At 41.9% G+C, this 13,789-nt stretch carries 7 protein-coding genes; all 7 read left to right on the top strand.

Annotated elements, in window-relative coordinates; translation table 11 throughout:
• Positions 1-145 precede the first annotated feature (145 nt).
• The 7 genes from PVK79_RS16180 (at position 146) to PVK79_RS16150 (ending at position 13,769) form a co-directional block, all read left to right on the top strand.
• Entirely contained in the window at positions 146-2,896 is a 2,751-nt protein-coding gene (locus PVK79_RS16180) for a TonB-dependent receptor (protein WP_145233430.1), read from the top strand.
• Positions 2,897-3,000: 104 nt separating this feature from the next.
• Positions 3,001-4,512: a tryptophan halogenase family protein gene (locus PVK79_RS16175; protein WP_257326181.1), complete on the top strand. Its 1,512-nt coding sequence runs from the start codon at positions 3,001-3,003 to the stop codon at positions 4,510-4,512.
• A gap of 1 nt (position 4,513) precedes the next feature.
• Positions 4,514-6,001, top strand: coding sequence for a tryptophan halogenase family protein (locus tag PVK79_RS16170; RefSeq protein ID WP_257326180.1), 1,488 nt, complete (start codon positions 4,514-4,516; stop codon positions 5,999-6,001).
• 52 nt (positions 6,002-6,053) lie between these two features.
• Positions 6,054-7,859, top strand: a complete 1,806-nt coding sequence (locus PVK79_RS16165) for a glycoside hydrolase family 13 protein (protein ID WP_182732462.1) — start codon at positions 6,054-6,056, stop codon at positions 7,857-7,859.
• Positions 7,860-7,982: 123 nt separating this feature from the next.
• Positions 7,983-9,875, top strand: a complete 1,893-nt coding sequence (locus PVK79_RS16160) for an alpha-amylase family protein (RefSeq protein ID WP_145233436.1) — start codon at positions 7,983-7,985, stop codon at positions 9,873-9,875.
• On the top strand, positions 9,865-11,349 hold the full coding sequence (locus tag PVK79_RS16155; RefSeq protein WP_182732456.1) for an MFS transporter: 1,485 nt from the start codon (positions 9,865-9,867) through the stop codon (positions 11,347-11,349). The genes PVK79_RS16160 and PVK79_RS16155 overlap by 11 nt, the downstream gene beginning before the upstream one ends.
• Positions 11,350-11,363: 14 nt before the next feature.
• Complete coding sequence (locus tag PVK79_RS16150; protein WP_257326179.1) at positions 11,364-13,769, top strand: glycoside hydrolase family 15 protein; 2,406 nt, start codon at positions 11,364-11,366, stop codon at positions 13,767-13,769.
• The last annotated feature ends 20 nt before the right edge of the window (positions 13,770-13,789 follow it).

The following is a 13,789-nucleotide window of genomic DNA, read 5'->3' as shown; positions in this document are numbered from 1 at the left end:
GAATACGTATGCATAAAGTTGTTAATAAAATAAAACGGGCGTTAATATTCATCCTGACAACAAAATAGCTAACAAATGGTTTGCTTCTATCACAAGCAACTCGCTAAAAGTTAGTAATATAAAATTGGGTAACGGGAAACACATCATGTCTATGTTCAAACCAAGTATATTAACAATTGCACTTGCAACCGCAGGCTTAACAAGCATGTCAGGTTTTGCAGCTGAGCAACAAACAACTGCGAATGAAGATTTAGAAGTCATTGAAGTGAAAGGTTTTCGTCGTAGTTTAATCCAAGCTATTGACACTAAACGTTTCAGCAGTTCAGTAGTAGAGGCAATCTCAGCAGAAGATATTGGTAAGTTACCAGATTCATCTATTGCAGAATCAATTGCTCGTCTACCAGGTCTTGCAGCGCAACGATTAGATGGCCGTGCAAGTTCAATTACTATTCGTGGTATGGGCGAAGACTTTAGTACCACAACATTTAATGGTCGTGAGCAAGTATCGATTGGTGATAACCGTGGTGTTGAATACGACTTATACCCGTCAGAAGTGATCAGCGAAGTTGTTGTATATAAAACGCCAGACGCATCTTTAACGACTCAAGGGATTGGCGGTACCGTTGATTTACGCTCTACGCGTCCTCTATCAGCCGGTGAACAATCAATTACTGCAAATGTGCGTTTTGAACAAAACGAAATGGATGCAGTTAATCCAGAAATGGATAATAAAGGTTATCGTGGTTCGTTTGGTTATGTAGATCAATTTGCTGATGATACCATTGGTGTTGCATTTGCTTATGCCCACATGGAATCACCAAATCAAGAACAACGCTGGAATGCATGGGGTTATGATCCAAGTGGTGCTGACGGCGATTTACGTTTGACTGGCGCTAAGCCTTATGCACGTTCATCAGAGCTAACAAGAGATAGCTTTTTAGGGGTGCTTGAATTTGCGCCATCAGATAAACTGCATATTACTGCCGATGCAATGTATGTTGATTTTGAAGATAAGCAAATTTTACGAGGCATAGAACTGCCATTAAATGCGGGTCGTGCAGACACAAATTATGAAACGTTAGCTACCAATGGTGGAGTTGTTACTCAAGGCCAAGTTAATAATATTAAAACCTTAGTTCGTAATGACGTAAACTTTAGGACTGCTGATTTACTCGCGCTTGGTTTTAACGTTGAATACGATATAAATGACAGTTGGCAAGTGGCTGCTGATGTGAGTTATTCAAAGGTTGAACGTGATGTCTGGGGTCTTGAGAGCTATGCAGCGACAGGACGTGGTGACAATGAAGGCCTTGGTGATAACCTACAATACAGCCTTGATAGTGGCATGGCTGGAGCAACTTTTACCCCTACTCTTGATTATTCAGATCGTGACTTATTTCAACTGGGTGCAGCACGTACTTGGGGCAATAGTATTGTTGGTGGCGATGGTCAAGATGGCTTTTTAAATAGACCACATATTGAAGATGAATTAGCATCATTAAAGTTAAGTGCAAAAACTTACATTGAAAACAGCCCGATAAGCCAAGTTGAATTTGGTGTTAACTACAGCAGCCGTGAGAAAGATAAACAAGATACTGGTGAGTACCTGCGCCTCAAGCAGTATCCTGAAATGGTGCGTATCCCAGATGAATACTACTTAGGCTCAGTATCACTTGATTTTATTGGTATGGGTGACATGATTGCGTATGATTCGTTAGCCCTATACAACAGCGGCGCGTACGATTCATTTAATCAAGCTGATACTGATACAGGCCGTTGGGCAAATATTTGGACTGTACAAGAGGATATTTTAACTGCCTATGTTAAAGCTGATTTAGATACTGAATTGTTTGGTTTACCTGCACGCGGCAACGTGGGCTTGCAAATTGTAAATACAGATCAAAGCTCTGACGGTTATGCGGTTGATTCAGATCCGGATACAGGGCTTGTCCGTGTACAATCAAATAGAGCAGGCGACAAGTATACTGAATTTTTACCAAGCTTGAACTTGAACTTATCGTTGACTGAAGATCAAATGCTACGCTTTGGTTTAGCTCGTACAATGTCGCGTTCACGTATGGATCGTATGAATGCAAGTAACAGCTACAGCTTTGATGCGGCAAAAAACAACGTTACAACACCACCGACTAATCTAGAGAATTCACCATGGAGTGCAAGTGGCGGTAACCCAAGTTTGCGTCCTGTTATTGCTAATCAAATCGACTTATCGTATGAGTATTACTTTAGTGCGGAAGGTTATTTTGCAGCTGCTTTATTTCATAAAGACATAGAAGATTGGCAGTTCAACACGCAAATAGTGGGTGATTTTGCTGATGTTGATACACCTAATGGTGAAGTGCCGATCACTAACCAAGGTCTAGTGAGCGCATGGGATAACGTAGGCGATGCAAAAGTATCAGGCCTTGAGTTAACAGCGACATTACCAGGTAATATACTCAGCGATAGCCTTGAAGGCTTTGGTACAGTTATTAGCGCTACCTTTTTAGATTCTTCGCTTGATAACCTCAATGGTGAGAAAGAAGAAATTCCAGGTCTATCAGATAAAGTTTATAACTGGACACTTTATTATGAAAACTACGGTTTTCAAGCACGTGTGAGTATGCGTTACCGCTCTGACTTCTTAGGTGAAGTAAATGGTCTATCATTAGCAAGAACAACGGTCGTTGTTGCAGAAGAGACTATCTGGGATGCCCAAATTGGTTACGATTTCTCTGAGTCTAGCATTGAAGCATTACAAGGTCTTACTGTATCGCTACAAGCACAAAACTTAACTGATGAGCCGTTTGTAACTTATCATGACGGCAATAAAGCAACGGTACGTGATTATCAAAGCTATGGGGCTAATTATTTATTAGGCTTTGCTTATAAATTTTAATTAAATATACCCAAGTCAGTATGATTCAGTTGTATTAAACGCGATTGAGACAAGATACTAGGGATCTCAATAGAGATCCCTTTTTTATTTGTGAGGAGTGATAAATGAAAGCGATAGAAAAAATTGTTATCTTAGGCGGCGGCAGTGCAGGTTGGATGACCGCTGCGATGTTAGCAAAAGTGTTTTCTAAGCAGCTATCAATCACTTTAATAGAATCACCCGATATTCCAACTGTTGGTGTAGGGGAGGCAACTATCCCTGCGATACAGACTTTCAACAATGTCTTGGGGCTTGATGAACACGTTTTTTTAAAGCGCACTCAAGGCACTTATAAACTTGGTATTCAATTTGAAAATTGGGGCCAACAAGGCGATAGTTACCAGCATGCATTTGGTGATATTGGCAGAGGGCTTGGGATCACCCCATTTCATCACTTTTGGCTCAAAAGCAACCAAAGCAAAACAACGCAAACCTTATGGGACTTCAGTGTTAATGCCATTGCGGCAAACCATAATAAATTCCACCCAAATCCACAGATTTGTAAAACGCCTTTAGCTGGGCTTACTTATGCTTATCACTTTGATGCGGGCAAATACGCAAAGTTATTACAAGAGTTTGCAATTGCGCAAGGTGTAGAATATCTCAGTGGTACGATGGAGTCTGTAAAATTAGACGATAATGGCTTGATTAAAACACTTGAACTCAGTGATGAACAAACCATAAAAGGTGATTTTTTTATTGATTGCAGCGGCTCCAGTGCACGCTTGATTGAACAGGCGTTGGGGGTTAAATACCAAAGTTATCAGCATTGGCTTTTCTGTGATCGTGCAATTGCAGTGCAAACTAAACCGCTGAAAAATACGCCGCCATTTACTCGTTCGATTGCAAAAGATGCCGGGTGGCAATGGCAAATTCCGCTGCAAAATAGAGTGGGGAATGGGCTGGTATATAGCAGCCAATTTATGAGTGCTGAACAAGCTGAACAACAGTTATTAAATAGTTTAGAAACTGAGACCATAACGGCCCCAAAACATATTAAGTTCACGCCAGGAAGACGCGAACAGCAGTGGTTTAAAAACTGTTTAAGTATTGGTTTATCTAGTGGCTTTTTAGAACCTTTGGAATCTACCAGCTTACATTTAATACAAACCAGTATAGCTCGGTTTATTAAGTTATTTCCGGCGCACCCTGATTGTGAGTTATCGGCGCATGCTTATAATTTACAAGCCAAAAATGAATTTGAAAAAATTCGTGATTTTATTATTTTGCATTACGCTGTTAATCAAAAGCAGTCTCCATTTTGGCAACAGTGTGGCGCTATGACATTACCTGACTCATTACAGCAACGTATTGCACTATTTAAACGAACAGGCACGCTTTCAATACAAGCAGATGAACTTTTTTCAGAGGTTGCTTGGCTACAAGTTTTAATTGGACAAGGGATCCGACCACAAAGTTATCACCCGCTCGCACGTGCAATTTCAGATTCTGAGCTTGATGAGTTCTTATCCAATATAGCGACTATCCAACAGCAATACGTTACTCACTTACCAACACATGAGCAATATTTACAGCGATTTTGTCGTGGTTCAGAGTTAGCAAAAGGCCAGATCTAGTATGAATATTATTATTGTTGGTGGTGGTACTGCAGGGTGGATGGCTGCTAATTTATTAAATCATTCTCTCACTAATACCCATGTCACTTTAATTGAATCACCAACAATTGCGCCTATTGGTGTTGGTGAAGGCTCGACTCCGCAGTTAAAACAATTCTTCGATACATTAAATATTAGCGAAAGTGAGTGGATGCCTCAATGCAATGCAACCTACAAACTGGGGATTGAATTTAAAAATTGGTCTACCCATCCAGGTCATGAGCAGTATTTTCACTCATTTTATGGGCAGACGGATTTACATACACAGCAGCAATTTATAAAAAGTTGTTTGTTAAAACGTCAAGGTATAGCGATTGATGCACATCCCGACAGCTATTTTTTAGCAGCCTACTTAGCTAAGCAACAGCGTGGGCCACATACTCAAGCGGACTTTCCATTTCAGCAAAGTTATGGTTATCATTTTGACTCGGGACTGCTTGGGCTATTTTTAGCTAATAGAGCAACAAGCAAAGGCGTTAAGCACCTAAAAAGCACCATCGCGCAGGTTGAGCTTGATTCCGCAGGCAATATCAAGCAGCTTGTTCTCGATGAAAACAGTGATGGACAGCAGTGTATTGCAGCTGATTTTTTTATCGATTGTAGTGGTTTTAAAGGATTGCTTATTCAGCAAGCATTAGCCGTACCTTGGCTTAGTTTTAAAGAAAATCTATTTAACGACAGTGCTATTGTACTGCCGACAATGAGTAATCAATTACAAGCCCCACAAACTACTTCAACCGCATTAAAATATGGATGGCAATGGGCTATTCCGCTTACCAATCGTATTGGCAATGGTTATGTTTACAGCCAAGACTTTTGCAGTGCTGATGAAGCAGAAACAGAACTTAGAACCAAACTCGGCTTACTCAATTGCGATGTACCTGCACGTAAGCTAACAATGAAAGTAGGACGAGTTAAGCAACATTGGTATAAAAACTGTTTAGCTGTAGGTTTATCGCAAGGCTTTATTGAACCTCTTGAAGCAACTGCTTTACATTTAGTGCAGCAAACAATCGAATCGTTTATCGCATGTTTTGAGCATAACCAACCGAGTGAAGCAAAGCGTGATTCGTTCAATACGCAAATTAATAACCGTATAGAAGGTATTCGCGATTATATTGTATGTCACTATCGCGCATCCAATCGGCGAGATACAGAGTATTGGCAAGCAAATGGTCAAAATGAAATGCTATCAGCTTCGCTAAAAAATATTTTTCAGTGCTGGTTATCGCGTAATGATTTAACCGGCGAAATTGCCCATCAAGGGATTGAAAACTACTATTCAAGTCTGTCGTGGCATACCTTATTGAGCGGTTATGGCGTCTTCCCTCCTAGCGTTGCTAAGCCAAGTTATACGCAACAACAGCAAATTAAAGAGCTTTATAATTTTAACCATCAGTGTGCAAGCCATTTTAGAGCGCTTACGCCCATCATCCCGCAGCAAAAATAATCAGGATATTAATATGAGACTATCAAAAAGCGCATTACTGTTAGTAACAGTAATGCTGAGTTTTCAGCTGCACGCAAAAATGCGCGTTGAGCCACAAAACTGGTGGGTTGGTATGCAAAATAATACCTTGCAAATTATGCTGCATGATCAAGGTATTGCTAAGCAACAATGGCAATTAGCATCTTACTCAGGGGTGAGTTTAAAAAGTGTAACTAAAACAGATAACCCAAATTACGCTTTTTTAAATATTGAAATAAATCCAATAGCAAAGCCAGGTGTTTTAGTGTTTAGCAGCAAATCAGGGGAGCGTTTTGAGTATCAATTGCATGCACGTAAAGCTAATAGCAGTAAACGTAACGGTTTTGATAGCAGTGATACCATTTACTTAATTAATCCGGATCGCTTTGCTAATGGCGATAGCAGCAACGACACAGTAAAAGGAGTGCTTGAGGCTGCAAATCCAATTGAGCGAGGTGGGCGTCACGGTGGCGACATTCAAGGTGTAATTAACGCACTGCCGTATTTGCAAAAACTGGGCGTAACCCAGCTTTGGTTAACACCACCGCTTGAAAATGATATGCCCAGCTACTCTTATCACGGTTATGCAATTACCGATTTTTACACTATCGACCCACGCATGGGCTCAAATGAGTTATATCGCGAGTTATCAGCCAAAGCGAAACAACACGGTATTGGTATAGTGATGGACCTAGTGCTTAATCACTTTGGCTCTGAGCATGAATGGATGACAGATAAACCCACATCAGATTGGATCAATTTTAATGGCGAGTTTGCAAACGGTAAACATGCTACCAGCCATGCTCGTCAAACCATTCAAGACCCACATGCAAGTGAGTTTGATAAACGCCAGTTTAGCGATGGCTGGTTTGTAGCCACAATGCCGGATCTAAACCAGCGGCAACCGTTATTAGCAAACTACCTTATCCAAAATGCTATTTGGTGGATTGAATACGCCGACTTAAGCGGTATTCGCGTTGATACCTATTCATATTCAGACAAAGCCTTTTTAGCTGACTGGACTAAAGCCATAATGACTGAGTATCCCGCTTTTAATATTGTTGGCGAAGAGTGGACCACCAATCCTGCGATTGCTTCATATTGGCAAGCAGGAAAGGTAAATAACGACGGCTATACCTCAAGCTTACCAAGCGTGATGGATTTTTCATTACAAGAGTCACTTATTCAAGCACTTAATGAAGAGGAGAGTTGGAACACTGGCTGGGTAAAAGTGTATCAATCAATCGCCAATGACTTTTTATACCCAAATCCAGACAACTTGCTCGTGTTTGCCGATAACCACGATATGAGCCGAGTTTACACTCAGCTTAAGCAAGATCTTGCTAAAACGAAAATGGCGATGACTATGTTGCTTACCACTCGTGGTATTGCACAAATGTATTATGGCACCGAAGTATTGCTTGATAATACGGGCAGTAATGATCACGGTGATATCCGTATTGATTTCCCCGGTGGTTTTAAAGGTCAGCCAAGTAATGCTTTTACAGGACAAGGGTTATCAGATGAGCAGCGTGATATGCAGCAAACCATCACCACCTTACTTAATTTTAGAAAGCAAAGCCCAGCAATAGCGCAAGGTAAACTGGTTCATTTTAGTCCTAAATCAGGTATATACAGTTACGCGCGGATAAGTGAACAGCAAACTTTGTTGGTGTTTTTAAATAAAAATACCGCAGCAAAAAACTGGTCATTAGCGTATCTGCAAGAGGTTATTGGGCAATACAAACAGGCTGTGAGTCTTTTTACTGAACAGCAAATAAATATAACAGATACAGTGACCTTAGCGCCTATGAGTGCAACGGTATTAATAATTGAATAAAGCCTGTGTGAATACGTATGCAGCCGCTGTCAGTCAGTGGCAGTTCACTTTAGTATTAAATTTATAATAAAAATGACGTTTAAATGACAACCCATTAAAACGTCAGATCTAAGTAAGAACATTATGACAACAAATAAAACCACAATTAGTACATTCAAATATGGCTCATGGGTATTAGCTAGTAGCTTGTTATTGTCGAGCTGCTCAGATGAGCCAACAACCCCCAGTACTGACAAAAAGGTAGCTGAACAAGTTAACGAGCATTCAAAGCCGGTTGTGTATCAGGTATTCACGCGCTTATTTGGTAATACGCAAACAGCCAATATTCCGTGGGGAACCAAAGAGCAAAATGGCGTAGGCACATTTAGTGACTTTAATGATACTGCTTTAAGTGGCATTAAAGAACTTGGTACCACCCATATTTGGTATACCGGCGTGTTACACCATGCTTTGGTCGGCGATTACAGCCAATATGGAATTAGCCAAGATGACCCGGATGTAGTGAAAGGCCGTGCCGGCTCGCCGTATGCAATTAAAGATTATTACGATGTAAACCCAGATTTAGCCATTAATCCAGAGCGCCGCCTCGAAGAGTTTGCTGCATTAATTGAGCGCACCCATCGACACGGTATGAAAGTGGTCATTGATATTGTGCCAAATCATGTGGCGCGTCATTATCAATCAACCGCTAAACCCGCTGGAGTTAAAGATTTTGGTGAGCAAGATGACACCAGCGTAGAGTATGCCCGCGATAATAACTTTTATTACGTTACTGGGCAGTCATTTCAAGTACCAACCATTGAAAACTACCAAGTGCTAGGCGGTAATGCCCACCCACTTGCTGATAGCTTATTTGCTGAAACGCCTGCAAAATGGACTGGTAATGGTGCCCGTGCTGCTAAGCCTGATATAAACGACTGGTACGAAACAGTTAAAGTAAATTATGGCGTAAAACCTGACGGTAGTTATGACTTTCCAACTCTGCCCGATGAGTATGCTACTAAAGATTTACGCGCGCACTTTGAGTTTTGGCAGGATAAAGAGTTGCCAAACAGCTGGTATAAGTTTCGTGATATCGCGCTATATTGGCTCGATAAAGGCGTAGATGGCTTTCGTTATGATATGGCCGAAATGGTACCTGTAGAGTTTTGGAGCTTTCTAAACTCATCAATCAAGATGCACAACCCAGAGGCATTTTTACTAGCCGAAGTATACAATCCCGCACTATATCGCCCGTATATCCAGCAAGGAAAAATGGATTACTTGTACGATAAAGTCGGCTTTTACGACACCTTAAAAGCTGTTATGCAAGGCACGCAACCGGCAGACACTATTTTTAATGCTCAGCAAAAAGTGGCTGACATAGAGCAGCATATGCTGCACTTTTTAGAAAACCATGACGAACAACGTATCGCCAGCCCTGACTTTGCAGGTAGTAGTGAAAAGGGCAAACCCGCATTAGTAGTATCAAACCTTATTAGCCGTGCGCCAACACTATTATATTTTGCTCAAGATGTGGGTGAAGATGGCTCTGAAGATGCAGGCTTTGGCAAACCAACTCGCACCAGTATTTTTGACTACATTGGCGTGCCAGCGCATCAAGCGTGGATGAACAACGGCAAGTTTGATGGTGCTTTATTAACACCGGCACAAGGTCAATTACGTGAATATTACAAAGCCGTTATGGCGTTGAGTAAACATCCAGCAGTTGTAGCTGGTGACATGCAACCACTGATGGTTACTGGCAGCGAAAAAGTTGCTGCGTTTAGCCGCAGTATCGGTAATCAACAAATTTGGGTGGTGAGTAATTTTGCTGAGCAAGTCAGTCAGATCAGTATTGATATTCCACTTAACACACTGACGCAAAATACCAGCGAAAAATTACAATTGCTTGATTTGCTAGAGGCGAATCAAAACGCCGAGCTAACTATTACAGCTGAGCAGGCACACATTAGTTTAACTTTAAATGCGCTTAGCAGTGCAGTATTAACCACTGGAGCTCATAATGAAAAATAACAAACCAGATTTAAGTTTTTGGCAAATATGGAACATGTGCTTTGGCTTTTTAGGCATTCAATTTGGCTTTGCACTGCAAAACGGTAATGTAAGCCGAATATTTCAAACCCTTGGGGCTAATGTAGATGACATTCCTATTTTGTGGGTAGCAGCACCACTCACAGGGTTAATTGTACAGCCAATTATTGGTTACTGGAGCGATAAAACCTGGGGCAAATTAGGCCGCCGTCGTCCGTTTTTTTTATACGGCGCTATTTTAACCACATTATCGTTATTTATTATGCCAAACTCACCAACACTTTGGATTGCAGCGGGCATGTTATGGATAATGGATGCATCGATTAACGTCACTATGGAACCATTTCGCGCCCTTGTAGGCGATAACCTACCAAACAAACAGCGTGCTACTGGCTATGCAATGCAAAGCTTTTTTATAGGCGTAGGCGCCGTGGTTGCTTCTGCACTCCCTTGGATGATGACGAACTGGTTTGATATTGCCAACACCGCCGCTGCAGGGCAAATTCCTGATTCAGTAAAGTACTCGTTTTACTTTGGTGCAGTTGTATTGCTGGTCGCAGTGGGCTGGACAATTATAACCACCAAAGAATATTCACCTGAAGAATTGGCCGCATTTAATCAACAAGAGCAAACTGAGGCTGAACAGGCTGTATCTGCACAAATTAACTTTAGTAAAGGCGGCAGTGTATTTACTGTTTTAGGGCTTGCCGTACTTGGTTTAGTCATGGGATTAAACCTAGAAAAAGAGCTGTACCTATTGGCAGCTGGCTTAGTGAGTTTTGGCGTAATTCAATTTATTGCAGCCGCACTACAGGCAAAAAACCACACCAGCGGTGGCTTTTACCAAGTCGTTAACGATGTATTCACCATGCCAGAGGCGATGAAACAACTTGCTTGGGTACAGTTTTTTAGCTGGTTTGCATTATTTGCCATGTGGATTTACACCACCTCAGCGGTAACCAGTTTTCATTATGGTAGCAGCGACACAAGTTCAGCGGCGTATAACAATGGTGCAGACTGGGTGGGTATATTATTTGCGGCTTACAACGGTTTTGCTGCATTGGCGGCTTTATGTATCCCGATCATCGTTAAGCGTGTTGGTTTAAAACTAGCGCATGCACTTAACCTTATTTTAGGTGCGTTAGGTTTGGCGAGCTTTATGTTTATACAAGATCCGAGCTTACTTATTTGGCCAATGATAGGTATTGGTTTTGCGTGGGCGTCTATTTTGTCTTTGCCTTACGCCATGTTAAGTACCTCAGTACCGAGTCATAAAATGGGTGTGTATATGGGAATATTTAACTTTTTTATTGTGATCCCACAATTATTAGCCGCCAGTGTACTTGGCCTGATACTTCGTCACTTTTTCCAAAATCAACCTATTTACGCATTGATGCTAGGTGCTGTGTCTTTTGTACTTGCAGCGGTTGCCGTACTGCGAGTTAAACAGTCTTAATTTAAGGGTCTAAAATGAAAAAATATAACCTAATTACCGCGACAATATTGGCCGCAGGCCTTGTCGGTTGTGGCGTGCAAAATACGCAAACCAGTACAGAAGCGCAAACATCAGTGAATGCGCCAGGCGCACCAGGCGAAGCCCCATTTTGGGCATACGCAGGTAAAACCGGGATAGGCACGTCTTTTGAGCAATACCAAAATGGCCATTACAGTGACGACGCGCCAACAGCTAAAGTGTCAAAAGTATGGTTTTCGATTGCTAAAGGGATGATCACCGAAACCATGTTTGGGCTTATTCATCAAGCGCAAATTAAAGACATGCAATTTGTTGTAGTAGGAAAAGATTTTACAGTCACCGAAGCTGATGATTTAGACGTTACTATTGACTACTTATACAAAGACGATAAAGGCCGCCCGTTATCATTAGCATACAAAGTAGTAAGCAAAGACAAACAAGGTCGCTTTAGCCTAGAAAAACATATATTTACCGATCCAGACGGGCAAAGCTTATTTGTACGCAGTATTTTTAATACCCAGCTTGACGGTGTAAAAGCTTATGTAACAGTTAACCCTTATATAAACAACAACGGCTTAGATGACTTTGCAAAAACCACCGAGCAAGGGCTGGTAGCGTGGCAGGGCGATAATTACTTGTCATTGCAAGGTGCACAGCCATTTAAACAAACAAGTGTCGGTTTTACGGGCGTGAGTGATGGTTTAAGCCAGCTTAAAACAACTCAGCAGCTTACCCGCGTTTATAAAACTACCGGTGAACAATCGGGGAATGTTAGTTTATTAGCAGAGCTAGGTGAAATTGGTAAAAACAGTCAATTCGATTTAAGCCTAAGCTTTGGCAACAACCAGCAAGCAAGTTTTAAAGAAGGCCAAGCTACGCTAGCCAAAGGTTACCAAGCTGTGCTTGATAGTTACAACGGTAAAGGCGAAGCCCTTGGTTGGCAAGACTACCTGCAAAGCCTTGCACCACTGACTAGCATGAGCGAGCAAACCGCTGATAACGGCAAATTACTTTATACCAGTGCTATGGTGTTAAAAGCCCAAGAAGACAAGACCCATGCAGGGGCGCTTATTGCGTCTTTATCTAACCCATGGGGCGAAACAGTGTCAGCTAAAACGGGCTCTACCGGTTATAAAGCCGTATGGGTGCGTGACTTTTATCAAGTTGCCATGGCATTTATGGCACTAGGCGATACCGCAACAGCCAAAACCGCATTTGAATACCTTGAAAAAGTACAAGTAAACAGCAAAACCCCGGGCAACAACGGCGACACAGGGTGGTTTTTACAAAAAACACACGTAGATGGCGAACTTGAATGGGTAGGCGTACAGCTAGACCAAACCGCTATGCCTATCATGCTAGCGTGGAAGCTTCATCAGGCAGATGTGTTAAGTGATGCTGAGCTAACTGATTGGTATACACGCATGTTAAAACCGGCCGCTGACTTTTTGGTAGGCGGTGGGCGCGCTAAAATCCTATGGAACGACATGCAAATAACCCCACCTGCGACTCAACAAGAGCGTTGGGAAGAGCAAGCAGGGTATTCACCATCAACCACCGCTGCTGTTGTTGCCGGTTTAATTACCGCTGCTGATATTGCAAAAATGGCAGGAGATGAGGTGAATGCTAAACGCTACCTTGCGACAGCAAAAAGTTACAACGCCGATATAGAAAGTATGATGTTTACCACCGCAGGTAATTTAGAATCAAACGCTTCAGACGGCGAGTATTTTATTCGCATTGGCCAAGATAAAAACGCCAACTCAAATACCAAAATTAACGCTAATAATGGCCGTGACGGGTTTAATAAAAAGCAAATACTTGATGGTGGCTTTTTAGAGTTAGTTCGCTATGGCGTACGTGATGCGCTAGCGCCCAGCATAGTTAAAACCTTACCTGAGTACGACGATGAAACGCTCATCGATAACCTACAAGTTAAATACAGCTTTGAGTTTACTGATGGCAGCGGCACATTTGCAGGCTACCGCCGTTATGGTAACGACGGATACGGTGAAGATGAAGTAACCGGCGCTAATTATGCGCAAGGCGGAAAAAATAGCCCAGGGCAACGTGGGCGAGTTTGGCCATTTTTTACTGGTGAACGTGGTCATTACGAAATTGCCGCCGCGAATGCCAATAATACGTTAGATGCAACTAAACAGCAGGCTATTAAAAATAGCTATGTAAAAGGTCTAGAGCAATTTGCTAACGAAGGCATGATGCTACCAGAACAAGTATGGGATGGCGTAGGCAACAATAAAGCAGGATACACGTTAGGCGAGGGCACTAACTCAGCCACACCACTGGCGTGGACGCATGCTGAATACGTGAAGCTAGTTCGCTCATTAAGTGACAAGCAAGTATGGGATCATTACCCAGTTGTTACTAAAGCACTAAAATAACCGCAAACTAATAACATAGC

This window comes from Pseudoalteromonas rhizosphaerae, assembly GCF_028885455.1.
In the GTDB taxonomy this organism is placed as follows: domain Bacteria; phylum Pseudomonadota; class Gammaproteobacteria; order Enterobacterales; family Alteromonadaceae; genus Pseudoalteromonas; species Pseudoalteromonas rhizosphaerae.
The sequence above is the reverse complement of the archived record's forward strand: the minus strand, read 5'-3'. Positions and strand labels throughout refer to the sequence as shown.

Coding starts and splice junctions, on each gene's coding strand:
- PVK79_RS16180 (WP_145233430.1), top strand. CDS start 146: ATGTCTATGTTCAAACCAAGTATATTAACAATTGCACTTGCAACCGCA.
- PVK79_RS16175 (WP_257326181.1), top strand. CDS start 3,001: ATGAAAGCGATAGAAAAAATTGTTATCTTAGGCGGCGGCAGTGCAGGT.
- PVK79_RS16170 (WP_257326180.1), top strand. CDS start 4,514: ATGAATATTATTATTGTTGGTGGTGGTACTGCAGGGTGGATGGCTGCT.
- PVK79_RS16165 (WP_182732462.1), top strand. CDS start 6,054: ATGCTGAGTTTTCAGCTGCACGCAAAAATGCGCGTTGAGCCACAAAAC.
- PVK79_RS16160 (WP_145233436.1), top strand. CDS start 7,983: ATGACAACAAATAAAACCACAATTAGTACATTCAAATATGGCTCATGG.
- PVK79_RS16155 (WP_182732456.1), top strand. CDS start 9,865: ATGAAAAATAACAAACCAGATTTAAGTTTTTGGCAAATATGGAACATG.
- PVK79_RS16150 (WP_257326179.1), top strand. CDS start 11,364: ATGAAAAAATATAACCTAATTACCGCGACAATATTGGCCGCAGGCCTT.